Genomic DNA, 23,439 nt, shown 5'->3' with positions numbered 1-23,439 from the left:
TGTATATATAATGTAATAGTAGATTTTTTTTAATAATATAATAAATGATTAAGTTTTATATAATATAATTTATATAAATATTAGTGAACAATGTAAACTTAACAAAAAAAATTTATTGATTATCACACATATATTGAGACTCATATTTTGTTGCAGAAATAAATGTTATAATAGATAGAACTTAGGTGTTTTATCGATAGTAGATTGATTTATATTTATTGGGGAAATATATGTTAACACATAATGAACAAAAACGAGCTGCAAAAACATTTAAAGATAAATGGATTGATATTTTAGATAATAAGCATAATGAAGTACAGTTAAAAGATGCATTTTGGATAGATTTATTAACTAACGTTTTTGGAATATCTGATGCTGTTAATTATATAAATTTTGAGAAACCTATAGAGCTTGATAAAATGCTTTCATCTATAACTGCAGGAGATAAATCTTATAAAGGGCGAATTGATGCATATATTAAGTCCACAAAAGTCCTAATTGAACAAAAAGGACCAAATGTAGATTTGAATAAAGGGGTAACTCAATCTGATGGGCAAAAATTACGCCCTATAGATCAAGCTAAAAGATATGCATATTCATTAGGTATTGATGAGATGCCTTCAAAAATAGTTGTTTCAAATTTTAAAGAGTTTCATGTTTATGATATGCGCACTCCAAATGCAGAACCTCATATTATAAAATTAGAGAACCTTGATACTGAATTTACTAGATTAGGATTTCTAACCTGTGTAGACAACACTCACTTAGAAAGAGAAATGCAGATTTCTATGGCTGCGGGTGAGATTGTAGGGAAAATATATGATTTACTTTATACACAATATGAAAATCCTGAACTAATTTCATCATTACATGCAATAAATCAGCTATGTGTACGTATTGTATTTTGTCTTTATGCTGAAGATGCGGGAATATTTGGTTCTAAATCAATGTTTCATGATTATTTAGCACAATTTGAAACAAAGCATATCAGAAGAGCACTTATTGATTTGTTTAATGTCTTAAATACTCCAGTAGAAAAGAGAGATCATTATTTGAATGATGATTTGGCTGCTTTTCCTTATGTAAATGGTGGTATGTTTGAGGATAATCAAATGGAGATTCCCCAATTTACTGATGAGTTACGTGTACTAATCCTAGATAGTGCTAGTGCAAGTTTTGATTGGTCACAAATAAGTCCTACAATTTTTGGAGCAGTATTTGAAAGCACGCTTAATCCTGAGACACGAAGAGAGGGGGGGATGCATTATACTTCTATTGAAAATATACATAAGGTTATAGACCCATTATTTTTGGATGATTTAAGATTAGAGCTAAATGAAATTAATCTGATAAAACAACCAGCAGCTCAGAAACGCAAGGCATTAATATTTCAAGAGAAGTTAGCATCTTTAACTTTTTTAGACCCTGCATGCGGTTCAGGGAATTTTTTAACGGAAACATATATATCTCTACGGAATCTTGAGAATGAAGCAATTAGTCTTATATATGGTAAACAAAGTATGCTATCAGTTATGACTGATAGTATTATTAAAGTTAGTATTCAACAAATGTTTGGAATTGAATTAAATGACTTTGCTGTATCGGTAGCAAAAACAGCACTTTGGATTGCTGAAAGTCAATTAATGGAGAAGACTAAAGAAATTATTTATAGTAATGATACATATCTTCCCTTAAAAGCATATAACAATATAGTAGAAGGGGATGCATTAAAACTTGACTGGAATACTATAATTTCGAATAAAGATTTAAAGTATATTATTGGTAATCCGCCTTTTAGAGGTAGATCTAAACAATCTCAAGAGCAAAAAAATAGTTCAGAGTATGTATTTGGTGCAAACTTTAAGTATGGTCAACTAGATTTTGTTGCATCTTGGTTTGTAAAAGCTGCAAAATATGTTTTTAATAGTGATATCCAAGTTTCATTTGTAGCAACGAATAGTATTGTTCAAGGCGAACAAGTCAGTACTTTATGGACTGAAATGAATAAATATAATGCTGAGATAATATATGCCTACCAACCTTTTAAGTGGGATAGCGAATCATCAAAAAAAGCTGCTGTAACCGTAGTTATAATTGGGTTTCAATGCAAGAGTTCTAAATCTATACAGAAAAAGTATTTATATTCTGATAAGCAAACTTATCAAGAAGTTAAAAATATTAATGCATATTTACTTAATGCGCCCAATATTTTAATGAGGCGTGTTGCAAAACCGTTATCTGGTCAAGCTAAGATCCTTTATGGAAGCAAGCCAAATGATGGTGGAAACTTTATTTTAACTAGTGATGAGAAAGATGAGTTATTAAAGAAATATCCAGAAGTAGAGTCTTTGATTAAAGAATTTATTGGTGGCAAAGAATTATTAAAGGGGACAAAACGATATGTAATATGGTTAAAAGATGCTGATCCCAATTTATATCTTAACTGTCCACCAATTTTAAATCGGATACATGCAGTAAAATCTTATAGATTGTCAAAGGCAAAAAATAAAACAAGTAATGCTAGTTCGATAGTAGAGAAACCTACGCTATTTGCAAGTATAGCTTCAATTAAAGGTAGCCATTATATTGCTATACCGGAATATTCTTCAGAGAGTCGAAAATATATTCCAATGCTTTATTTGGATAAAGAGGTTATTGCATCTAATAAACTTTATATGGTTGATGATGGTTCATTATATGAGTTTGGTGTATTAGAATCTAATGTTCATATGGCTTGGATGAAGACATTTGGTGGAAAGCTTGAATCAAGATATGCTTACTCTAGTGGATTTGTATATAATACCTTTCCTTGGCCTAAGCCCACAGTATTACAAAAAACAAAAATTGAGCAAACAGCTAAAGTAATTTTAGATACCAGAGCTAAATATAAATGTATTAGTTTGGGTGATTTATATTCTCCTAAAAGAATGCAAGTACTTTATGATCTGACTAAAGCACATCAAGATAATGATAAAGCTGTAATGGAGGCTTATGGTATGGATCTTTCTATTATAAAAACAGAAAGCCAAGCAGTAGAATTTTTAATACCATTATATGAGAAATTGTTATCTAATAATATAGAAAAATCTAATTAATAAATTAATGTTTTAGATAGTATGAATAAAAGTGTGGCTTAAATTAGTAAAGGAATAAGTGAGGAAAGGGATAATATTCACTTTCGTGTAATGCTTCAAGCTTGCTAGGCGCACCAAATAAGGCTTCTCGAATTTTCGAGAAGCCTTATTTGGTAATGGCGATGAATATGAAGCGTAGATATGAGTATTGTGGAGTCTTCTTATATACATGTAGTAGTTATTTATGAAAATATAATTTTAGAGAGTATTAAAATCGATTGAGCATTTAGATTTTAATATTGAAAATAGTAAGGTTTTATGAGTTTGAAAAATGATTGTTCTGTTAAAGAACATAATTATCAGCTATTAAATTTCTTTGATTTTTCTCTCTAATTTTGCATTGATTAATTATACTAAAGACTTATGTGAGACTCTTATAGCTAATAATCAATTTATTTTAGATCATATGAATTAAAAACTAATATTATATAAGTAGAATTTATTTCCCATTTGATAAAGCTTTATAAAGAGGTGTTCAATTATGAAAGGGAATAGAATAATAGAAAGAGATTCTTTGCTTGTTTTAAAAAATCAATTAACTTTATGTAAGGATATAGATTATGATATTCCTGAACAAGATAAAGGACAATCATGGGATGGTAATATATTTTTATATGAGCAGGGATCAGACGATTTAACAAAATGTAAATTAATAGGCCCAATACCTATTCAAGTAAAGGGCACGACACTCCTAAAGGTTGGTAAAGAATCTTTTCGTATGGAACGTGATGACTTAGATAATTATAGAAGGAATGGCGGAGCAGTTCTTTTCGTAATAGATGATAATAGAAAAATTGTATTTTATAAATCGTTATTACCAGTATTTATTCAGAATTTATTTGATAAAGGTAAAAAAGGTCAAAAGTCATATTCTATAAAACTAGATAAGTTCCATACAAGTAAAAAGTTTATTTATAGTTCTTTATTCTCGTTTTATCAAGAGAGTAAATGGCAAATTGGACTAAATGGGCGGGCAAAAAGCTTTATTGATATTCAAAATATTGATGGTCAGTTTTTTTGTAAGATATCATTAAAAAAGTCATTAAATTCAATTATACTAAATGATGAACTTGTCCAACCATATCATAAAGATAAGTTTGGTATGATTACACCAGTATCAATGATAAAACCAGGTGAATTATCCATTCCCTTTGATTTTGAACTAAATTTTAGTGGTAAAAAAAAGAGTATAGTTACTCAAGGGAGAGTTAATTTTACCACTCAAGAGTCTGATCAATTTATAGAGTTAAACCAACAAATAAAAATTTTCCCTTATAGGTCAGCACAAAATTTTTCTTATGATTTGAACAATGGTACAATAACTCAATCTTTAATTACGTTAGAGATTTTAAAGAACTTTTATGAGGGACGTACTTGTTATTGGAATAAGAAAAATTGGGCAGCAGTAGAGAAAAATGCAGATGCATTGAATGAAATAAAAACTTTAATTAGTATGCTTAATAATATAAAAAAATTAGAGGGGATTTTAGATATTGATATAAGTAGTAGACCATTTACAGAAAATGAAATTCATAAATTATCTTATTTATATATTCAACTCTCTGATTGTAAAAAAACTACTGCAAAAGCTTCCTCTGTTTTGAGCCCACAATTACTTCAAATAGGATCTCTACAATTAGGTTTACTAATTGAACAGGATGTCCCTGAACCGTGTTTTTTTGATTTATTTAATTTACGGTTAGAGTATGGTGAAGAGGGAAAACAACGGCTACCTGCATTTGTTCTTGCTACTTACAGTATTCTTATAAATGCGATGAATTTATCACTCCCAAAAATAGAGAGTGCACTTAAAAAGTTGTCAAGCCATATACTATTATCACATTGTAATGTATTGAGACGATTTATTTGTGAGTTAGTTCGTGCATATCTTAATAGTAATAATATTGAATTTTTAAATATAGCATACTATATCTCTGGAATATTATCCCAAAATAATTCTAGTGAAATAGATTTATTAAATTTATTAATGATAAAGTATTTACAGGAGAAAATGTCAAGTAACGATACTAAGCAACTTATAAAGTTATTAGATATTTCTACTGATATTAATATTAAATGGGGTGCATGTATTTTAATGAAATCATATGAAGAGGCAAATACTTATTTCAATCAAATACCAGAACAGAGACAAATGGAATTAAAAACATATCCTTTATATGAAATTTATGAAAAGTCTAATAGAAGAACTGATTGAGTTTTATAAGTTTGTTGATTTAATTAATCAAATATACTTTTAGATATTAATAGATTATGTTTTTTATCTGTATTCGAATAATCAATATGAATGGATAGTAATAACATTCCGATACTAGCTCTACAGGTTCAAATTCTATTAGATTTACATATAAAAAGGCTTCTCAAAATTACGAGAAGCCTTTTTATATGTTATTATCTATATTTATTACACTGAATTCCTCTAGATCTAAATTCATTCATGAGTAGGTCTATTGATTTATCAATGATTTCTTCATTTGTTATATATACCATCTTTTTGTAATAGACAGTACCATCAAATTCTATCCAACGACTTGTCTTACCATTTAGTTTGCAAATCTTCATTCTGCCTGCCCAGCTTCCCATACTACGGAATTTTTTTCCCTTGGAGAAACGCACTTCTCGAATATCTTTTAATTTATAGGTTCTTTTTACTAATCCAATGCCTATAGACACTTGATCATCTTTAAAGTAAAGAAGTTTATAACGTTCTTCAGGAGGCATGGATTTAATTATAGATAGGTTATAAGTAGCAAAAGCTACAGCAATGCCGACTAATACAAACATTAGGATTATTATATAGATTCCCATATTTTTAACTCCTTTTTATTTCTATTATAATAAAAATAGGTATCGGATGAAATAATTTATATAATCAACTTTGAAGTGCTATTTGTATGTATTAATGGGAGAGAAATACATGGGGATATGTGCATGAACTAGTTAGAGATAGATAACTACATGAGTTGAGTTGCTGATAAGCTATCGATATAGAGTTTTATATTTAATAATATCGAAATAACATAATAAATGTGATTTGGGTAACACATTTTGTTTTGAGAATGATGTACAATAAGGATAGCTATATGAAAATCTGAACATCCTAGCCGGAACACTAGGACATATAGGGGAGCGTTAAATTACGTAGTGAATTTAACTAAGTGAAAAATTACTTATATATGTATCTATAGCTCATCTATATAGGGATGTGGCTATTTAGAGGGGATAATATGACAAATAAAATACAAAAGCTTACCGTCAACGAAGTTTGGCGTGATGAGCAAGATGCATGGAACCATCGTTCTGAATACTTTGTAGAAATGCACAATCGCGAGGATCGCAAGGCACAGGTCACTGATTTTTTAGCCTTCTTAAAGGAAGAAAATTTATTACCTGCAGCGAATGGTCGTACGCTTGATGTAGGCTGTGGTGTTTGTGATTATGCATTGGGCTTAGCTCGTGAAGGGTATAAGGCGACAGGCATAGATTTATCGGATGGCATGATTCGCGGTGCTAAACAATTGGCAGAGTCAGAAGGTTTAGACCTTAGCTTATATATCGGCCCTTGGTCTGATGAAACTCGTCGAGAACTCGGTTGGGATAAAAGCTTTGACTTAGCATATAGTATCTTCTGCCCAATTATGTTTGATGTAGAAAATATTCGCGCTATGCATGATGCAAGTAAGGATAAATGCTTGTGGATTGCTTTCAGCGAACGCAGTGACGAAATGGTAGATATGCTATCTGAACATTTCTTTGGTCGTGATTCTTTCCCATGGGATGGTAAGATGAAAGAGTGTTTAGATGCAATCTATGAGATGGGGCATAATGTGAAAGTAACTTATAAAACAGTTCCTGAAACAGAGGTTATGTCTCTTGAAAAGGCAGTTAATTATTTTACCATGCGACTTCATAATAATGGATGGGGAGACATGGAAGACATGAAAGAAGAGATTAGAAATCTCATTGAACCACTAGCTATTGATGGAGAAATTCATAATAAGACTGTTGATAAGGTGGCATGGGTTTCTTGGTCTGTGAAATAGGAGAGAACCATGACGGTTGATGAGAAACGTAAGTTAGAACTAAAAACTATGTACCAAATTATTGGCATCTATTGTCATAATAAGCACCATACTCCTAAAGGGCAACTTTGTGAGGAGTGTCAGAAAGTTTGGCAATATGCAGAACATCGTATAGATGTATGTCCTCATATGGAAAGCAAAACCTTCTGTAGCGTATGTAAAACGCATTGCTATGCTCCTACGTATCGTGAGAAAATACGTGAAATCATGCGCTATGGTGGACCTAGAATGTTATTTGTATCACCCATTCAAGTTGTTCGTCATATGTATTTAGAGTGGAAGGATAGAAAAAGGAACCGTACATCTTATGAAAACTGATATGATTGTAAAGACAGGCGTATTTGTAGCCTTGACGGTCTTACTATCTTATATATTTGCTATTCATACTACATTTATACATATTACCTTTGGATTTTTATCAACCGCTATATTTGGCATTCTTTATGGGCCTATGGCAGCAGGTATAATGGCTGCTATTGCCTGTTTTATAGGTATGTCCCTATTTGGGCAAGGGGTATTCTTTCCCGGCTTTATCGTATCTGAATTTCTTGTAGGCTATGTGTATGGATATTTTTTACACCGTCGTAATGTTACATTTAAACAATTACTTTTACCGGAAACGATTGTTACTGTATGCATACATCTGATATTGAATACAATGTGGCTTACAATATTTTATAACAAAGCAGTATCTGCTATATTTATTGGACGTCTTATTAAAAATATCATTTGTTTCCCTTTAGAAATTGCACTGATTTTAATTGTGTATAAGGCAGTCAGCAAGTTTATGGTACAAAAAAAGCTATAATCTTACAGTATACTAAAATGCACCCCTAACATTAGATTATATGTTAGGGGTGCATTTTTATTTGTAAATATAGCCTTTTACGCGAGTGCTTTGTCCAATACAGCTTTGATTAAAGATTTTGTTTGGTCATAGCTTTCACCAGGTTGCGCCTCGTATTGTTTGTCGAGGTCGAACCACAAGTTTGGATAGTATTCATATGGGTGAGTTTTGAAGAGCTCATGAGCATCTTGATCTTCAACCCAGTTGATGTGAATATCTGCGTATGCAGGATTTTCTGCAACGAGTTCATCGATAGCACGGAATGCATTGGCGCAATAAGGGCAACCGTTTAAATGGAAACCTAAGATTTCTTTCATGATATTCAGTCCTTTCAAAATAGAATCTACATATATTTCTATAATTTGAGATTTTATACATATTCATGTACCACAACATATGGTACACTACTGAGTATAACATATCTAGATAAGATATTCAATTTTTTAGATATATCTGATGTCAATATTGAGAATTCGATATGCATGCATTATATAAATAAGGAGATACCTATGATTTCAGGCGCACAGTATTTGGTAAAAGCCCTTCAAGAGGAGCAGGTAGAGTTTTTATTTAACTATCCTGGGGCCGCAACCATCGATATCATGGATGAATTATATAAACAAGATCAAGTAAAGGTTATTTTGCCTCGTCATGAACAAGCCTTAGCTCATGCTGCAGATGGCTATGCTCGGAGTACTGGTAAAGTAGGGGTGTGTATGGTAACCTCCGGTCCAGGTGCTACAAATCTTGTGACTGGTATTGCCACAGCGTATGCAGATAGTGTGCCCCTCGTTTGTATTACTGGACAAGTTGATTTAGGCCTCATGGGCAATGATGCTTTTCAAGAGGTAGATACTGTTGGCATCGTCCGCAATATTTGTAAATATGCCGTTACTGTTCGTGACCGTAAAGATTTAGGTCGTATTTTGAAAGAGGCCTTTTACATTGCTCGCACAGGTCGTCCAGGCCCTGTTGTAGTAGATATTCCTAAGAATATTCAGAAGGCTATGGGGTCAGATGAATATCCAACAGAGATTAATATTCGCGGTTACAAACCAAATACCACTGTTCACGTAGGTCAAGTTAAAAAGGCCTGTTCTATTATTAGTAAAGCTAAAAGGCCTCTATTCCTATTAGGCGGTGGGGTAAGTATTAGTGGGGCCAATGACCTTATGATGGAGTTGGTTGAAAAAACAGGGATTCCTGTTGTAACAACCTTGATGGGAAAAGGTGCTATTGATAGCCGTCATCCATTGTATCTTGGTAATGTAGGGATTCACGGTGGCTATGCCCCTAATGTGGCTATAACTGACTGTGACGTGATGATTTCTATTGGTACGCGCTTTAATGATCGTATTACCGGTAAACTAAGTACCTTTGCACAAAATTGTAAGATTATCCATATTGATGTAGATGCGGCATCTATTTCTAAAAATATTAAGGTTGATATTCCAATCGTAGCAGATGCTAAATTGGCTATCGAAAAAATCTTAGAATATATTGAACCTCACGACCTTGGCGAATGGCCAAAACAATTACAGCAACTTAAGGCAGAGCGTCCTGTCACTCAAGCTGACGAAGAGGGGTTAACACCTCAAACTGTTATCGAGTACATCAATCATCACTATGAACATCCTATTGTTACAACCGATGTGGGTCAAAATCAATTGTGGACTACCCAGTTCCTTGATGTGAAAGGTCAATATCAAATGTTGACGTCTGGTGGCTTAGGGACTATGGGCTATGGTTTTCCTGCTGCATTAGGTGCGCAAATGGGAAATCCAGATAAGCGTGTTTTTGCCATCTGTGGTGATGGTGGCGTGCAAATGAATATCCAAGAGTTTGCCACTGCTATGCACTACCGTTTGCCTGTGACGTTAATTATTTTAAATAATGGCTTCCTCGGAAATGTACGCCAATGGCAGCAATTATTTTACGATAAACGTTACGCTTGTACGAACTTGATGATGGATGAAAGTGCCATTGTTACGCGAGACATAATCGACAATGATGAGTTTGAGTATGTACCGGATTTTGTGAAATTGGCGGAAGCTTATGGCGCAAAGGCCATGCGTATTACTAAGGTAGAGGACATCGAAAAAGGGTTCCAATTGGCAGATACTTTCAAAAATGGTCCAACCCTACTCGAGTTCATCATTCCAACGGAGCTCAATGTGTTGCCAATGGTACCAGCAGGTAAGTCTTTAAGTGATATGTTGTTGAAGGATAAAAAATAGGAGGGGCTATGGAAGTACAAATGAAAAAACGCTGTATTTCAGCGTATGTAGAAAACCAAATCGGTGTACTAGCTAAGATTTCAGGCCTCTTTGCAGGCAAAAATTATAATCTTGATACATTGACGGTAGGGGAAACTGAAGACCCTACCATGTCTCGCATGACTATTGATCTTACTTGTGATGATTTGACGTACGAACAAATTATTAAGCAACTAAATCGCAGTGTGGAGGTTATTAAAGTTATCGACTTTACTGACATGCGAATTACGAAAAAAGAATTACTATTTATCAAGGTCAATAGCTGTAAAGAAGCGGACAAACAAGAAATTTTCCGCATTGCCCAAACCTTTGATTTGTTAGTTGTGGATTATAATCGTAAATCTGTACTTGTTCAATGTGTAAAAACTGTATCTAAAAATAATGATATGATTGCCTTATTTAAAGATATGTTCGTGAACCGTATTGAAGTCGTGCGCGGTGGTAGTGTTGCCATTGAAGCCTTATCCACACCTGACAAATAAGGTGTGTACTCTAAATGTACTTTATAAGCGTTTTAGGTCTATTCAAATATATAATACATGTATTTGAATAGACCTATTTTTTGTGGCTTAAAGCGGGTATAAATTTATATGATATAATGTCTATATCGACCATTATTGATATAGAGACTTTGGTTGTGTGCCAAGGTCTTTTTATATAGGAGGTACTATGAGTTTATTAGATGATATTTTAGCCCACAATAGAGAATATGTAGAAGATCAAAATACAGGTTATGTAGATACAGATACAAAGTGTAGTAAAATGCCTAGTCGTGAAATGGCAATTGTTACATGTATGGATACACGTCTTGTTAACTTCTTAGAAGATTCCATGGATATTGGGCGCGGTGAAGCGAAAATCGTAAAGACTGCAGGTAACTGTATTACAGGTCCCTTTGATGGCGTTGTACGTAGTTTACTTGTTTGTATTTATGAGCTAGGCGTTAACGAAATCTTTATCATTGGTCATCACGAATGTGGTATGGCAAAAACTACAGCAAAAGATCTAACAGAAAAAATGTTGGCTCGTGGTATTGCACCAGAAGCGATTCATATGGTCCGTAAAGAAATGGAACGCTGGGCTGATGGCTTTACACATCCTGCTGAAAATGTAGAAGATACAGTAGATGAATTGCGTATGAATCCTTTGATTCCTAAAGATGTGCCTATTCACGGTCTTATCTTCCATCCTAGAACGGGTGAAATCGAAGTCATTGTTAATGGCTATACACAAATGAAACAATATTACGAAAAATAGTAGGTAAATTCTTTAATAGAGGTATTGTGAATTGAGCAATATAGATAGATTAGATACATTTGAGGTAGCGTGTAAACAGCTTCTTACGGATCTTTCAAATTTTAAAAATCTCATTTCCAACCGAGTTCAATCGTTAGATGATCAAGAATGGTTATTTGATAAAGGTTCCACTAAGGTCTGTAGTGCTGATGAAAGTGGGCGAAAGAAACGCTGCAAAGTTGGAGTAGTATATAGACTACAGGTTGAGTTATCTCAAGTTGATGCAGAAACTATATGGGAGGAATTTAGTCGGTTTTGGGGTGACACTACTTTAAATCAAATTGAAAGAGTAGGTAGCAATGAGGAACTAGGTCGCTATCAATTTATAGCCAATAACTCTTTAGGGGATGAGCTTACCTGTGATATCTATTTACCTAATGAATGGAATATACCGCAATTAAATATGTTGGGATTTATTTCCGCTAGATATAGAAACGTAGATGTTGAATAAGTATAGAAAAATCTTATTTGACTTAAAGTTAAGTTTAAGTTTTATAATGTGTTCATATTAGTACTTAATAGATATTTACATAAAGGAACTATATGAATAAAAGTAAACTGTTAAAAACAATTATAGCCATTTTTGTTTTGGCTGTATTAATTATAGGTGGATATGTCCATAAGGATGCCATACAGAGTCGCATAGCTAGAACTGCCGCCGTTGTAAGTGGACAAGAAATTAAGCCACTCCTCGATTCCGAAAGTCGTTATATTCGGCAAATTGTAGCTCAAGATAATAGCACGAGTCGTACTATTATGTGGCAATCAGATAGTAGCGAAGCTGATGCGGTCATAGAGTATCGTCTTGTTGGATCCGATACGACTCAAACGATAAGAGCTACAGACAAAGCTTTTACCGATGATGGCAGTACCACCTATATCCATGAGGGTACAGTAACTGGTTTGACGCCTAATACTAAATACGAATATCGCGTTGGTTATGGTAATAATCGTCGCAGTGATTGGTATTCGTTGGAAACTGCTGGCTCCAGTGTGTATGATGTTCTTATCTATCCAGATTCTCAATCTGGCGATTATTCTGCGTGGGAGCAGATTGTTAAGGATTCCGCACATCGCAATCCAAGGACAGCCCTGTATATTAGTATGGGGGATCTTGTAGATAATGGCGAACAAGCCTATCAATGGCGCACTTGGTTAAATTCCATCAGACCATTGAGTGCTAATGTGCCGTTAGCAACGACCTTAGGCAATCACGAGATGTATACATTAGATTGGAAAATGCGTGAACCGCGTGCATATCTAAATTATTTTGATGTACCACCTAATGGAAACGAAACCTTTAATCGACGTTATTATTCCTATGATTTTGGCGATGTGCATTATGTTGTATTAGATACGATGTTGTATGAAAGTAATCATGAGGATAATCATGATACTCATCATCCTGATTTGTACGATGTAGAGGTTCAGTGGCTACGTCAAGATTTAGCAGCTAATACTAAAAAGTGGACTGTAGTCCTCATGCATCGTGATCCATTCCAATATGCTTTTGACAGACCAGGCGCAAGTCGAGATGTAGGTTTCGATGATGAGGGAGTACTATTTATGCCTATCTTCGATGAGTTTAACGTGGACTTAGTATTATCTGCTCATTTACATACATACCGCAACCGTGGTCATGTACGAAACTTTAATCGAGACCCATCTGGTCCGTTATATATCCTTACAGGGATAGCTGGTGATGCACGACGTCCTAAGTGGAAGCAACATCCCTTAGATGTATATGTAGCACCTCAGCCTGAAACGAATAATTATATGTCTATGACCGTAACACCAAATAAGCTGATTATAAAATCATTCTTACCTGATGGTACTCAGCTCGACGAATCAGTCATTGAAAAATAAGAGAAAGACACCTCCTTTGGGAGGTGTCTTTTTTGTCTAATAAAAAGCATTAAGCATTTATGAGTAAAGTTAATGTACAATATAACAAATAAAAATACGAAAAATACGTATAAAAACTTGCTTATTATAGAATGTAGTATTATAATACGTACATAGGTTATAAAAATACGCTAAATATGTATAAAATATGCATATAGTGTATAAAGGAGATAAAGTAATGAATGCATTACAAGACTTAATAAAAACTTATGCCTCCCAATATAAAGAACAGGTTGTGGAATGGCGTCGACATATTCATAGTCATCCAGAATTGTCGGGTAAAGAAAAAAATACATCTTTATTTATTCAAAAGGTGCTTGGTGAACTAGGAATTCCCTTTGTAAATGATGTTTCTGACTACGCTGTTATCGGTAAAATAGAAGGTGCTCATACAGGCCCTGTTATTGCATTGCGTGCCGATATGGATGCATTACCCATACATGAAATAACAGGATTGCCCTTTGCTTCACAAAATGAAGGCGTTATGCATGCTTGTGGTCATGATAGTCACATTGCGATTTTGCTCGGTGCCGCAGCGATTTTACAATCTATTAAGGCTCAATTGTATGGTACTGTAAAGCTTGTATTCCAACCATCTGAAGAGGAAGCGCTATTCCCAGGTGCACAAGGCATTGTCGATAGCGGTATCCTCGATGACGTAGATGAAATATATGGTCTCCATGTATGGCCTCAACTTCCAGTTGGTGCGGTAGGCCTAAAAAAAGGTAATTTGATGGCTGCATCAGACCACTTCCTTGTACATATTAAGGGCAAATCAACCCATGGTGCGGAGCCTCACAATGGGGTTGATGCTATTGTGGCCGCAGCGAACTGGATTGTAAATGTGGAGTCCATGGTCGCTCGCGAAACGAATCCTATGGAAAATCTTGTATGCACCATAGGTGTTATAAATGGCGGTGACCGATACAATGTGGGCTGTGGCGATGTATATCTTGAAGGTACTTGTCGTACTTATGAACCAGAGAAACGTGATTATATTGAGCGACGATTAGGTGAAAGTTTACAGGCCCTCGATGTGTTGTTTAAAACGGAAAGTACTTTGGATTATAAAAGGGGACATGGTGCAACTATCAATAATCCAGAGGCCATTGATTATGCCACATCCATTGTAGAGAAATATCTTGGTAAAGACGCAGTGGTACATCCTGAGTTCCCATCTATGGCAGCAGAAGACTTCTCCGCCTATCTTCATAAAATCAAAGGTGCGTTCCTTTGGTTAGGTACTGGCTTTGAAGGCAATCCGGCTTTGCATAATGCAGCTTTCACCATCGATGAAAGCATCCTCGAACCTGGTATAACAATGATGGCAGCTATTGCCGCCGAATATTTACAAGAAAAGTAGTTAAACACATAGTTTGAAATAAGAGGTTATCATGAAAAGTTTACAACATACATCATTTAAAACAATGCTTCAATATACACCAGAGGAAATTAAATACTTCTTGGAGTTAGCAAAAAAATTAAAAGCTGATAAAAAAGCAGGTAAAGAAATCAAAACATTGGTGGGTAAAAACTTTGCATTAATTTTTGAAAAGGATTCCACACGGACACGTTGTGCCTTTGAAGTCGGGGCTGCTGATCAAGGGGCTTTTACAACATATCTTGGTCCTACAGGTTCTCAAATGAATAAGAAAGAATCCTTAAAGGATACGGCTCGTGTTCTTGGTTCCATGTATGATGCTATCGAGTTTAGAGGATTTGACCAAGAGGACGTAGATACATTGGCGGAATACTCTGGTGTACCAGTTTGGAATGGGCTTACCGATATGGATCATCCGACACAAACATTAGCCAATTTCTTAACACTTCAAGAAAATATCGACAAACCGTTGAATGAAATTTCTTTTGCCTATGTGGGTCATGGTCAATCTAATATGTGCAATGCTTTGATGAGTGGTGCCGTTAAAATGGGGATGGATTTCAGACTTATTGGCCCTAAACAATACTGGCCAGCTGGTCCATTCTACGAAGAGTGTTTAAAGGTGGCTAAAGAAACAGGTGCTACTATTACTTGTACAGATGATGTAGCTGAAGGTGTTAAAGGCTTAGATGTCATTTACACTGGTGTGTGGGTAACGATGGGCGATACTTACGATATGTGGGAGGAACGTATCAATACATTTAAACCGTTCCAAGTAAATGCAGAAATGATGGCATTAACTGGCAATCCCAATACTAAGTTCTGTCACTGTTTACCTGCGTTCCACAACACAGAAACACAAGTAGGTAAAGATATTTATGAACGGTTTGGTATGAATGGCATTGAGGTAACCGAAGAGGTATTCGAAGGTCCAAACTCATTGGCGTTCCAAGAAGCAGAAAATCGTCTCCACACGATTAAGGCAGTTATGGTTGCTACCTTTGGAGATTATCCATTGAAATAAGTTCATCTTCCTAAATGGTGATGTATGGTATCGTTTGTTTTCTATTTATATTGGATAAAGGGCTATATAAATAGGTGTGAGTCACCAATAGGTGAGAATTGAGGTTTATTATGACACCCCATAGAGTATTTATTGTCGGTCATGAAGGCACAACGGGTCTTAGAATTCATGAACGATTATCCGATCGAAAAGATATAGAACTCTTAGCGACTGCTGATGAGGATCGCAAAAATGTAGAGGCCATTAAAGTGGTTGCAAAAAAGGCAGACATCGTATTTCTTTGTTTACCTGATGCGGCATCTAAAGATATTATGGCGGTTATCGGTGACTTGTCGTGTAAGGTAATCGATACATCTACCGCTTTTAGAACTGCTGCTGATTGGACCTATGGTTTCCCAGAACTTGGTACAAATTATAAGACAGCTATTGCTACTAAAAAACATATTGCAAATCCTGGCTGTCATGCGAGTGGTATGATTGCTTGCATAGCACCTCTTGTAAAAACAGGGCTCGTGCCAGCGGATTATCCTTTCACCATTACATCCTTAACAGGCTATAGCGGTGGTGGTAAGAAGATGATTGGCCAATATGAAAGTAATCCAAAAGACTATTTCCTTTATGCTCCTCGTCAATATGGGCTTGGTCAAGAACATAAACATTTACCTGAAGTACAACATGTATGCGGCCTTAGTGAAGCTCCAATTTTCATGCCAATCGTTGATGATTACTATTCTGGGATGGAGGTTACAGTAGGTATTCATAGTCGTTTATGTCATAAACCTGTTTGCATTGATAGGGTACAACAAACGTTAGAATACTTTTACAAAGATAGTACAATCGTTACAGTTGCACCATTTACTGAAAATAGCAATAGCGGTATGTTAAACGCTAATCAATTGAGCAATACGGATAGCATGAAAATCTATGTCACTGGTAACGATGAACGCATCATGGTTCACGCCATTTTCGATAATTTAGGTAAAGGTGCATCGGGTGCCGCCGTTCAATGTATGAATATTGCATTGGGGTTACCAGAGGATACTGGTTTAGTATTAGGTTAGAGAGGAATCTATGAAGAATGTAACAAATGCAATGCGGGCGCATATCTTAACGGCGGCCGTTCCATATATAAAACAATACACAGATCAGTACGTTGTCGTTAAATACGGTGGTAATGCCATGGCGGATGAAGAGTTAAAGAAATCTGTCATGAAGGATTTACTATTACTTCAATTAGTGGGGGTAAAAGTAGTCCTCGTTCATGGTGGTGGTCCAGCTATTAATAGCACCTTAGAGGCGATGCAAATTGAATCACATTTTGCTAATGGATTACGCGTTACCGATGAAGCAACGATGGATGTTGTACAAATGGTGCTAGCCGGCAAGGTGAATAAAGGGCTCGTGGCGGATTTAACAGATCTTGGTGGCAAAGCTGTTGGACTTTGTGGCGTAGATGGCAACATGATTCAAGTTCATAAACAAAACGAAGAACTTGGGTATGTAGGTTATATTGATACCATTGATACGAGTATTATCCATGACGTAATTAGCCGTGGCTATATTCCGGTTATTTCTTCTATCGGCATGGGAGCCGATGGCAAGACCTACAATATTAATGCGGATACGGTAGCCGCGAAAATTGCGGGCGCTCTCAAGGCGGAAACTATGGTGGCTATGACCAATATTGATGGTGTATTGCGAGATGTGCATGATCCAGATTCTTTAATTTCTAAAATTACAATGGCCGAGGCCGCTCAGTTAAAAGCGGATGGTGTCATTGCAGGCGGTATGATTCCAAAGGTAGATTGCTGCTTAGAGGCCATAGAAGCAGGGGCACAAAAGGTATTCATCATCAATGGTGAAATTCCACATGCCATTCTTATCGAGTTATTAACCGATGAAGGCCTTGGCACCATGTTTGTTGCTTAATATAGTAAACATAATACTAGTAATCATCTATTGGGTATCTTTAACATAGATAGACGACGGCATGACCGTACATTTGGAGGATATAATGAGTAATGCAATCGATTTTGAACAACAAGATAAAGAATATATAGCCAATACGTATGGTCGGTTCAACGTATGCTTTGAAAAAGGAAAAGGTTCTCTCTTGTGGGACGTAGATGGTAAAGAGTACATCGACCTCGGCTCTGGTATTGGCGTAACCGCCTTTGGTGTTGACGATGATGAGTGGACTGAGGCTGTTACTAAGCAGTCTCATGCTTTGAATCATATTTCTAATTTATATTATTCCTTGCCACAAATTGAGCTAGCGAAACAGCTCTGCGCAAAAACGGGGATGAAAAAGGTATTTTTTTCTAACTCTGGTGCGGAGTCTAACGAATGTGCGATTAAGGCAGCGCGTAAATATAGCCATGACAAATACGGCGAAGGGCGTCATATAATTGTTACCTTAGTCAATAGTTTCCACGGTCGTACTATTACCACCTTGTCCGCGACAGGACAAGATGTATTCCATCAACATTTCTTCCCATTTACGGAAGGCTTTATTTATACCCCAGCCAATGATATTGATGCGGCTTTGAAAGCCCTTGCTAATCCAGCTGTTTGTGCCATCATGATGGAACCTATTCAAGGTGAAGGTGGTGTTATGCCATTAGATAAGGAGTTTGTCCAAAGCGTAACAAAATATGCTCATGAACACGATCAACTGGTACTCATCGATGAGGTACAAACTGGTAATGGTCGGACTGGCAGCTTATATGCATACCAACAATTTGGTATCGAACCAGATGTGGTATCTACTGCAAAAGGTTTGGCCGGAGGTCTACCCATGGGTGCCACCTTATTCAATGAAAAGATGCAATATGTATTAAATGCTGGTGCTCATGCTACTACTTTTGGAGGTAATCCAATCTGCGCAGCTGCAGGTAATACTATTATTAGCCGGTTAACTCCTGAACTCCTTGACTCTGTAAAAGCAAAAGGGGAATATGTAAAGGCTACCTTAACTGGTAAAACTGGCGTTCTTGGTGTTAGCGGTATGGGCCTTATGCTTGGCATTGAAACTACGGTTGATGCTAAAGCCGTTATAGCTAAATGTCTTGAGAAAGGTGTAGTATGCTTATCTGCTAAAAATAAGGTGCGTCTTTTACCAGCTCTTAATATTCCGCAAGAACAATTAGAAAAAGCTATTGCTATTTTAGCTGATGTGATTGAAGAATTAGCGGCACAGTAAGATTTTGTTTAACTTTCATAAATATTGTTTACTATAGTTATGTAACATTGAACTATGGAAATAAACCGATGATTATATAGACTTTACTCCGTATTCGTGTTACCCTAAAAGAAACAGTCTATATTGGAGGAGTAAATATGAATACAGAATCTTTACGTAATGAAGTATTGGTTCCAGCGGTAGCAAAAACGTTGGACATTGCAGCTAAAGCAAAACCTACAAAAGAAGAAATTATCACAACGGCGAAAATCACCGCTGCTGTGACAGTTGCAACAGCTGTTGTATCCTTAGCGGTACAAGCAGTATTGCGCAACCGATAAGAAACTGAGAAAACGACATGGCGTGCTGCCTGTCGTTTTCTTTTACTTTTACCATGTTATTCCCCTAAATAAGGGGTTTTTCTTGGCGCATGTAGGTTGTGTATTTATAAATTCGGAGACTGTTTAATCGTTATATATTAGCGATGCATATTGAGATGCAATTGATATATTGATATTAGAGGAGGCGATACGATGCATAGTCGCGATTTAATAGAGCAATATAAAGGCTACGTTCAAAATTGGCGTAGATATTTTCATAAACATCCAGAACTCAGTAATGAAGAGTTTGAAACGACAAAGACACTCGCTAAAGAACTAGAATCAATGGGCGTAGAGGTTCATGTAGATACAGAACGTGGTATCGGTTTAATCGGCATTATCCATGGTTCTAAGCCGGGAAAGGCTATCGCGTTGCGCGCCGACATCGATGCACTGCCTGTTCATGAACATAATGCAGTGGACTATAAATCAGAAGTAGAAGGCAAAATGCACGCGTGCGGACATGATGGACATATGGCTATTTTATTAGGTGCGGCTAAGATGCTAATGTCTATGAAAGACCGTATTGAAGGCGATGTGTATTTAGCATTCCAACCTGCGGAAGAAACTGGAGCAGGGGCTCCGGATTTCATTAAATTTGGCGATTGGTATGATAAGGTAGATGCTATTTTTGGAGGGCATGTGTGGATCGATTTGCCAGCGGGACTCATATCTGTCGAAGAGGGTCCTCGTATGGCTGCCAGTAGCCAGATTACTATTAATGTAAAAGGCAAACAAGGTCATGGTGCACAGCCTCATCAAGCGATTGATGCAATTGTGGTGGCTAGTGCCATCGTTATGAACTTACAAACAGTAGTTTCTCGCAATGTGAGTGCCCTTGATTCCGTCGTTGTTACGATTGGCAATATTCATTCTGGCTCAGAATGGAATGTCATCCCTGGGGAAGCTTCCCTAGGCGGTACAGTTCGTTTCTTTGATCCAAACCAAGAACAATATATTGTCGATACTATTCGCCGCATTGTAGAACACACTGCAGAGGCCTATGGAGCGACTGCTACATTAGAATATGTAAAAAAAGTGCCTCCTACTATTAATGATCCTAAAGCCAGTGAACTGGCAGAACGTGTCGTTATTGATACATTAGGTGAGGACAAGCTTTCTAAGATGCGTAAAGTCATGCCTGGAGAAGATTTTGCCTGGTATTTACAAGATAAACCGGGATGCTTTGCCTTTATTGGTATTCAAAACCCTGATGTAGAAGCTACATACGATCATCATAATAATAGATTTAATATGGATGATACTGTATTATCTGCAGCATCTGCAGTGTATGCAGAATATGCCATTCAGTGGTTAAAAGAAAATAAATAAATTTTAACCCCATAAACCCCTTTACTTTTTTCGTAAAGGGGTTTATTATATTCCAATATTAGTCATATGTAATTAAAATGGTTTCCTGTAATAGCGCATATTTTAGCGCTTTGCGGATAAAAAGGACCTTTCTTCGCCGGACGGTTCTAGAAGCCAGAAAGGATGTAATGAACGATCAAGTTTCTATTTCAACAGCAAATATTCGTGGTGCTTTTGGGGCATTCTTTATCCCTGGTATGTACACAGCTTTATGGGCTGGTTTCGTGCCATATTTAAAAGCAAAGCTTAGTATTGGTGAAGATGTATTAGGTTCCATGATTTTGTTGCTCGGTGTAGGTTCTTGTTTATCCATGGCTATAGCAGGTAAGCTTGTAGAAAGCTTTGGGTGTAAGAGAGTCGTTTTGTTAGCTAGCTTTATTGGTATGGTATCTCTTGCCATCGTTACTATGTGTCCTACTATTGCTACAACAACAGTAGCCCTGTTCTTTTTTGGTATTGGTGTAGGCCTTAGTGGTGCTTCTGCTAATTTACAAGCTATCCTAACGGAAAAGGTGAGCAAAAAACATTTGATGGGTGCCTATCACGGTGGCTGGAGCTTAGGTGGTTTTGCTGGTGCCGGTGTTTTACTTGTGCTTTTAAAAATCTTATCTTTTTCTGTTAATGAAAGTATTTGGGGGCTACTCATCGTATTATTTATTGCGATGGTCATAGTTAGCCAATTTATGTTGACCTTTGGTAGTGATCCAAATGCAAAGATTACTAAAAAGTCTAAAAGCCCATTGTCCTTCCATCCAATCGCTCTTATTTTTGGTTTATTGTCCTTTGTGTCTTACTTGGTAGAAGGTGCTGTAGGGGACTGGAGTGCATTATATTTATTTGAAGATAAAGGGATTGTTATTGAAGAGGCTGTTATGGGTGTAATGCTCTTTAATGGTACTATGTGCATAGGCCGTTTGCTTGGTAATAGATTAGGTAAACACTTAACATCTAAGCAAGTTGTTGTTGGTGGCTATTTACTTGGCTCTATTGCGATGGGGCTTATCGTATTCTTACCAGGACATGCCTCCATGTATACTTACTTATTATTGGGTATTTCATTAGCTATGATAGTACCAAATTTATTCTCTGCGATGGGGGAACAAAATGTCATTCCTATGACACAAGCGGTTGCAACATCCACAATGCTCGGTTATATGGGTATTTTGATGGGGCCTGCCTTGATTGGTTTCATTGCGCACGGTACAAGTCTTACAGTAGCATTTATCGTATTAACTACATTGCTCGTTGTAAGTGCAGGTATTGGTAAATACGCATACCATTTAATGAGTAAAGACTGTGGTCTTAGCGAAGAACAAATTTAATAGCTTATAATTAAGGAGCTACGATTCTCGTATCGTAGCTCCTTTTTCATATTTTTATATTTTATGTATTTCACACATTAAAAAGCCACAGGTCTAGAACCTGTGGCTTTTAGAACTATCATCATATATTGATTAGATTATCGATCGCCATTGAAGATAGAGTTTTTAACAAGTACATAGTCTACTTTGCGAATGGCTTGTAGAGTCGTACCACCAGCGTAAGAGATAGCGGATTGTAAATCTTGTTCCATTTCAGTTAATGTATCGAAGATAGAACCTTTGGAGTCGATGAAGATTTTTTTACCTTCTACATTTTTGCGCTCACCTTTTTGGAACTCAGATGCAGAACCAAAATATTCTTTTACAGCTTTACCGTCAACGATTTTTTCTTCCCCTGGGGATTCTTCATGACCAGCAAATAGGGAGCCAATCATAACCATAGTAGCGCCAAAGCGAATAGATTTGGCGATGTCACCATGGTCACGGATACCACCGTCAGCTATGATAGGCTTAGTAGCTGCTTTTGCGCACCAGCGAACTGCAGCCAATTGCCAGCCGCCAGTACCAAAGCCAGTTTTCAATTTTGTGATACATACTTTACCAGGACCGATGCCTACTTTAGTCGCATCAGCACCAGCATTTTCTAGTTCACGAACTGCTTCAGGAGTGCCTACATTACCAGCGATAATGAAGGTTTCAGGTAAGTTCTTTTTTATATATTGGATCATTTCGATGACTGCATTGGAATGACCATGTGCAATATCAATAGTGATATATTCTGGGGTTAAGTTTGCTTTCTTGAATTCATCAACTAAAGCAAATTCTTCAGCTTTTACGCCGATAGAAATAGAAGAATATAAGTTAAGGTCGTGCATGCGTTTTACAAAGTCCATACGACGTTCTGGTTGGAAACGATGCATGATATAGAAATACCCTTCACGAGCTAATTTTTCAGCCAACTCTTCGTCGATGATAGTTTGCATATTAGCAGGTACTACTGGTAAGCGGAATGTGCGTTTACCTAATTTTACATGTGTATCACATTCGCTACGACTGGAGACAATACATTTATTAGGAATCAATTGCACGTCTTCATAATCAAAGATGTTAGTTGTATTAATCATAGTTTCTATATCTCCTTCGAGTATTACATATTGAACCTGTACCATTATACAAGAGACTCATAAAATTTTCAATACGTTCCGAATATTTTGTTTGGTGT

At 36.3% G+C, this 23,439-nt stretch carries 21 protein-coding genes; 18 read left to right on the top strand and 3 right to left on the bottom strand.

All coding sequences use genetic code 11. The features are described 5' to 3' along the window. The first annotated feature begins 230 nt into the window (after positions 1 to 230). Both HMPREF0874_RS03615 and HMPREF0874_RS03610 read left to right on the top strand, forming a co-directional pair. Positions 231 to 3,095: a DNA methyltransferase gene (locus tag HMPREF0874_RS03615; RefSeq protein WP_008601544.1), complete on the top strand. Its 2,865-nt coding sequence runs from the start codon at positions 231 to 233 to the stop codon at positions 3,093 to 3,095. A 520-nt stretch (positions 3,096 to 3,615) separates the two neighbouring features. Continuing rightward, complete coding sequence (locus tag HMPREF0874_RS03610; RefSeq protein WP_008601542.1) at positions 3,616 to 5,349, top strand: hypothetical protein; 1,734 nt, start codon at positions 3,616 to 3,618, stop codon at positions 5,347 to 5,349. A gap of 194 nt (positions 5,350 to 5,543) precedes the next feature. On the opposite strand, the gene HMPREF0874_RS03605 is transcribed toward HMPREF0874_RS03610, so the two are convergent. After that, complete coding sequence (locus HMPREF0874_RS03605; RefSeq protein WP_039965070.1) at positions 5,544 to 5,960, bottom strand: hypothetical protein; 417 nt, start codon at positions 5,958 to 5,960, stop codon at positions 5,544 to 5,546. A gap of 419 nt (positions 5,961 to 6,379) precedes the next feature. On the opposite strand from HMPREF0874_RS03605, the gene HMPREF0874_RS03600 reads away from it, so the two are divergent. Genes HMPREF0874_RS03600 through HMPREF0874_RS03590 form a run of 3 tightly spaced genes read left to right on the top strand, consistent with a single transcriptional unit; the run spans position 6,380 to position 8,042 of the window. Further along, the gene (locus tag HMPREF0874_RS03600) at positions 6,380 to 7,195 is read left to right on the top strand and encodes a class I SAM-dependent methyltransferase (RefSeq protein WP_039965069.1); all 816 of its coding nucleotides are present in this window, start codon (positions 6,380 to 6,382) and stop codon (positions 7,193 to 7,195) included. A gap of 9 nt (positions 7,196 to 7,204) precedes the next feature. Next, positions 7,205 to 7,552, top strand: coding sequence for a nitrous oxide-stimulated promoter family protein (locus HMPREF0874_RS03595; protein WP_008601536.1), 348 nt, complete (start codon positions 7,205 to 7,207; stop codon positions 7,550 to 7,552). Continuing rightward, positions 7,542 to 8,042 carry a folate family ECF transporter S component gene (locus tag HMPREF0874_RS03590; RefSeq protein WP_008601534.1) on the top strand — a complete coding sequence of 167 codons (501 nt, stop codon included), beginning with the start codon at positions 7,542 to 7,544 and terminating at the stop codon, positions 8,040 to 8,042. Before HMPREF0874_RS03595 ends, HMPREF0874_RS03590 begins: the two co-directional genes overlap by 11 nt. A gap of 77 nt (positions 8,043 to 8,119) precedes the next feature. Here the strand turns inward: HMPREF0874_RS03590 and HMPREF0874_RS03585 are convergent, their stop codons facing one another. After that, positions 8,120 to 8,398 (bottom strand): hypothetical protein, encoded by a 279-nt coding sequence (locus tag HMPREF0874_RS03585; protein ID WP_008601532.1) that lies wholly within the window; start codon positions 8,396 to 8,398, stop codon positions 8,120 to 8,122. A 192-nt stretch (positions 8,399 to 8,590) separates the two neighbouring features. Here HMPREF0874_RS03585 and ilvB point away from each other — a divergent pair, with 192 nt between their 5' ends. The 13 genes from ilvB to HMPREF0874_RS03520 all read left to right on the top strand — a co-directional run bounded on the left by ilvB (position 8,591) and on the right by HMPREF0874_RS03520 (position 22,217). After that, positions 8,591 to 10,318: a biosynthetic-type acetolactate synthase large subunit gene (gene ilvB / locus HMPREF0874_RS03580; RefSeq protein ID WP_008601531.1), complete on the top strand. Its 1,728-nt coding sequence runs from the start codon at positions 8,591 to 8,593 to the stop codon at positions 10,316 to 10,318. Between the two features lie 8 nt (positions 10,319 to 10,326). Beyond that, positions 10,327 to 10,839, top strand: a complete 513-nt coding sequence (ilvN, locus tag HMPREF0874_RS03575) for an acetolactate synthase small subunit (RefSeq protein WP_008601529.1) — start codon at positions 10,327 to 10,329, stop codon at positions 10,837 to 10,839. 187 nt (positions 10,840 to 11,026) lie between these two features. Beyond that, positions 11,027 to 11,614, top strand: coding sequence for a carbonic anhydrase (locus HMPREF0874_RS03570; protein ID WP_004696620.1), 588 nt, complete (start codon positions 11,027 to 11,029; stop codon positions 11,612 to 11,614). A 31-nt stretch (positions 11,615 to 11,645) separates the two neighbouring features. Next, positions 11,646 to 12,104, top strand: coding sequence for a hypothetical protein (locus tag HMPREF0874_RS03565; RefSeq protein WP_008601525.1), 459 nt, complete (start codon positions 11,646 to 11,648; stop codon positions 12,102 to 12,104). A 92-nt stretch (positions 12,105 to 12,196) separates the two neighbouring features. Further along, a complete protein-coding gene (locus HMPREF0874_RS03560; protein ID WP_008601523.1) occupies positions 12,197 to 13,519 on the top strand; it encodes a metallophosphoesterase family protein in 1,323 nt (440 codons plus the stop codon). A gap of 217 nt (positions 13,520 to 13,736) precedes the next feature. Then, positions 13,737 to 14,921, top strand: coding sequence for a M20 family metallopeptidase (locus HMPREF0874_RS03555; protein WP_008601521.1), 1,185 nt, complete (start codon positions 13,737 to 13,739; stop codon positions 14,919 to 14,921). Between the two features lie 31 nt (positions 14,922 to 14,952). After that, on the top strand, positions 14,953 to 15,963 hold the full coding sequence (gene argF / locus HMPREF0874_RS03550) for an ornithine carbamoyltransferase (RefSeq protein WP_008601519.1): 1,011 nt from the start codon (positions 14,953 to 14,955) through the stop codon (positions 15,961 to 15,963). 110 nt (positions 15,964 to 16,073) lie between these two features. Then, the gene (gene argC, locus HMPREF0874_RS03545; protein ID WP_008601518.1) at positions 16,074 to 17,024 is read left to right on the top strand and encodes an N-acetyl-gamma-glutamyl-phosphate reductase; all 951 of its coding nucleotides are present in this window, start codon (positions 16,074 to 16,076) and stop codon (positions 17,022 to 17,024) included. A 10-nt stretch (positions 17,025 to 17,034) separates the two neighbouring features. Beyond that, positions 17,035 to 17,892 carry an acetylglutamate kinase gene (gene argB, locus HMPREF0874_RS03540; RefSeq protein WP_008601516.1) on the top strand — a complete coding sequence of 286 codons (858 nt, stop codon included), beginning with the start codon at positions 17,035 to 17,037 and terminating at the stop codon, positions 17,890 to 17,892. An 85-nt stretch (positions 17,893 to 17,977) separates the two neighbouring features. Beyond that, positions 17,978 to 19,165: an aspartate aminotransferase family protein gene (locus HMPREF0874_RS03535; RefSeq protein WP_008601514.1), complete on the top strand. Its 1,188-nt coding sequence runs from the start codon at positions 17,978 to 17,980 to the stop codon at positions 19,163 to 19,165. A 137-nt stretch (positions 19,166 to 19,302) separates the two neighbouring features. Further along, positions 19,303 to 19,485 (top strand): hypothetical protein, encoded by a 183-nt coding sequence (locus HMPREF0874_RS03530; RefSeq protein ID WP_004696604.1) that lies wholly within the window; start codon positions 19,303 to 19,305, stop codon positions 19,483 to 19,485. A gap of 192 nt (positions 19,486 to 19,677) precedes the next feature. Beyond that, a complete protein-coding gene (locus HMPREF0874_RS03525) occupies positions 19,678 to 20,856 on the top strand; it encodes a M20 family metallopeptidase (protein ID WP_008601512.1) in 1,179 nt (392 codons plus the stop codon). 167 nt (positions 20,857 to 21,023) lie between these two features. Next, the gene (locus HMPREF0874_RS03520) at positions 21,024 to 22,217 is read left to right on the top strand and encodes an MFS transporter (RefSeq protein ID WP_008601510.1); all 1,194 of its coding nucleotides are present in this window, start codon (positions 21,024 to 21,026) and stop codon (positions 22,215 to 22,217) included. 137 nt (positions 22,218 to 22,354) lie between these two features. On the opposite strand, the gene HMPREF0874_RS03515 is transcribed toward HMPREF0874_RS03520, so the two are convergent. After that, a complete protein-coding gene (locus HMPREF0874_RS03515; protein ID WP_004696596.1) occupies positions 22,355 to 23,341 on the bottom strand; it encodes a GMP reductase in 987 nt (328 codons plus the stop codon). Between the last annotated feature and the right edge of the window lie 98 nt (positions 23,342 to 23,439).

This window comes from Veillonella sp. 6_1_27 (assembly GCF_000163735.1).
In the GTDB taxonomy this organism is placed as follows: domain Bacteria; phylum Bacillota; class Negativicutes; order Veillonellales; family Veillonellaceae; genus Veillonella; species Veillonella parvula_A.
The sequence above is the reverse complement of the archived record's forward strand: the minus strand, read 5'-3'. Positions and strand labels throughout refer to the sequence as shown.

What these genes read in the sequence shown, in the direction of transcription:
- HMPREF0874_RS03530 (WP_004696604.1), top strand. Translation starts at nt 19,303, where the DNA reads ATGAATACAGAATCTTTACGTAATGAAGTATTGGTTCCAGCGGTAGCA.
- argB (WP_008601516.1), top strand. Translation starts at nt 17,035, where the DNA reads ATGAAGAATGTAACAAATGCAATGCGGGCGCATATCTTAACGGCGGCC.
- HMPREF0874_RS03610 (WP_008601542.1), top strand. Translation starts at nt 3,616, where the DNA reads ATGAAAGGGAATAGAATAATAGAAAGAGATTCTTTGCTTGTTTTAAAA.
- argF (WP_008601519.1), top strand. Translation starts at nt 14,953, where the DNA reads ATGAAAAGTTTACAACATACATCATTTAAAACAATGCTTCAATATACA.
- HMPREF0874_RS03560 (WP_008601523.1), top strand. Translation starts at nt 12,197, where the DNA reads ATGAATAAAAGTAAACTGTTAAAAACAATTATAGCCATTTTTGTTTTG.
- argC (WP_008601518.1), top strand. Translation starts at nt 16,074, where the DNA reads ATGACACCCCATAGAGTATTTATTGTCGGTCATGAAGGCACAACGGGT.
- HMPREF0874_RS03585 (WP_008601532.1), bottom strand. Translation starts at nt 8,398, where the DNA reads ATGAAAGAAATCTTAGGTTTCCATTTAAACGGTTGCCCTTATTGCGCC.
- HMPREF0874_RS03570 (WP_004696620.1), top strand. Translation starts at nt 11,027, where the DNA reads ATGAGTTTATTAGATGATATTTTAGCCCACAATAGAGAATATGTAGAA.
- HMPREF0874_RS03515 (WP_004696596.1), bottom strand. Translation starts at nt 23,341, where the DNA reads ATGATTAATACAACTAACATCTTTGATTATGAAGACGTGCAATTGATT.
- HMPREF0874_RS03525 (WP_008601512.1), top strand. Translation starts at nt 19,678, where the DNA reads ATGCATAGTCGCGATTTAATAGAGCAATATAAAGGCTACGTTCAAAAT.
- HMPREF0874_RS03600 (WP_039965069.1), top strand. Translation starts at nt 6,380, where the DNA reads ATGACAAATAAAATACAAAAGCTTACCGTCAACGAAGTTTGGCGTGAT.
- ilvB (WP_008601531.1), top strand. Translation starts at nt 8,591, where the DNA reads ATGATTTCAGGCGCACAGTATTTGGTAAAAGCCCTTCAAGAGGAGCAG.
- HMPREF0874_RS03520 (WP_008601510.1), top strand. Translation starts at nt 21,024, where the DNA reads ATGAACGATCAAGTTTCTATTTCAACAGCAAATATTCGTGGTGCTTTT.
- HMPREF0874_RS03605 (WP_039965070.1), bottom strand. Translation starts at nt 5,960, where the DNA reads ATGGGAATCTATATAATAATCCTAATGTTTGTATTAGTCGGCATTGCT.
- HMPREF0874_RS03595 (WP_008601536.1), top strand. Translation starts at nt 7,205, where the DNA reads ATGACGGTTGATGAGAAACGTAAGTTAGAACTAAAAACTATGTACCAA.
- HMPREF0874_RS03590 (WP_008601534.1), top strand. Translation starts at nt 7,542, where the DNA reads ATGAAAACTGATATGATTGTAAAGACAGGCGTATTTGTAGCCTTGACG.
- HMPREF0874_RS03535 (WP_008601514.1), top strand. Translation starts at nt 17,978, where the DNA reads ATGAGTAATGCAATCGATTTTGAACAACAAGATAAAGAATATATAGCC.
- HMPREF0874_RS03615 (WP_008601544.1), top strand. Translation starts at nt 231, where the DNA reads ATGTTAACACATAATGAACAAAAACGAGCTGCAAAAACATTTAAAGAT.
- HMPREF0874_RS03555 (WP_008601521.1), top strand. Translation starts at nt 13,737, where the DNA reads ATGAATGCATTACAAGACTTAATAAAAACTTATGCCTCCCAATATAAA.
- ilvN (WP_008601529.1), top strand. Translation starts at nt 10,327, where the DNA reads ATGGAAGTACAAATGAAAAAACGCTGTATTTCAGCGTATGTAGAAAAC.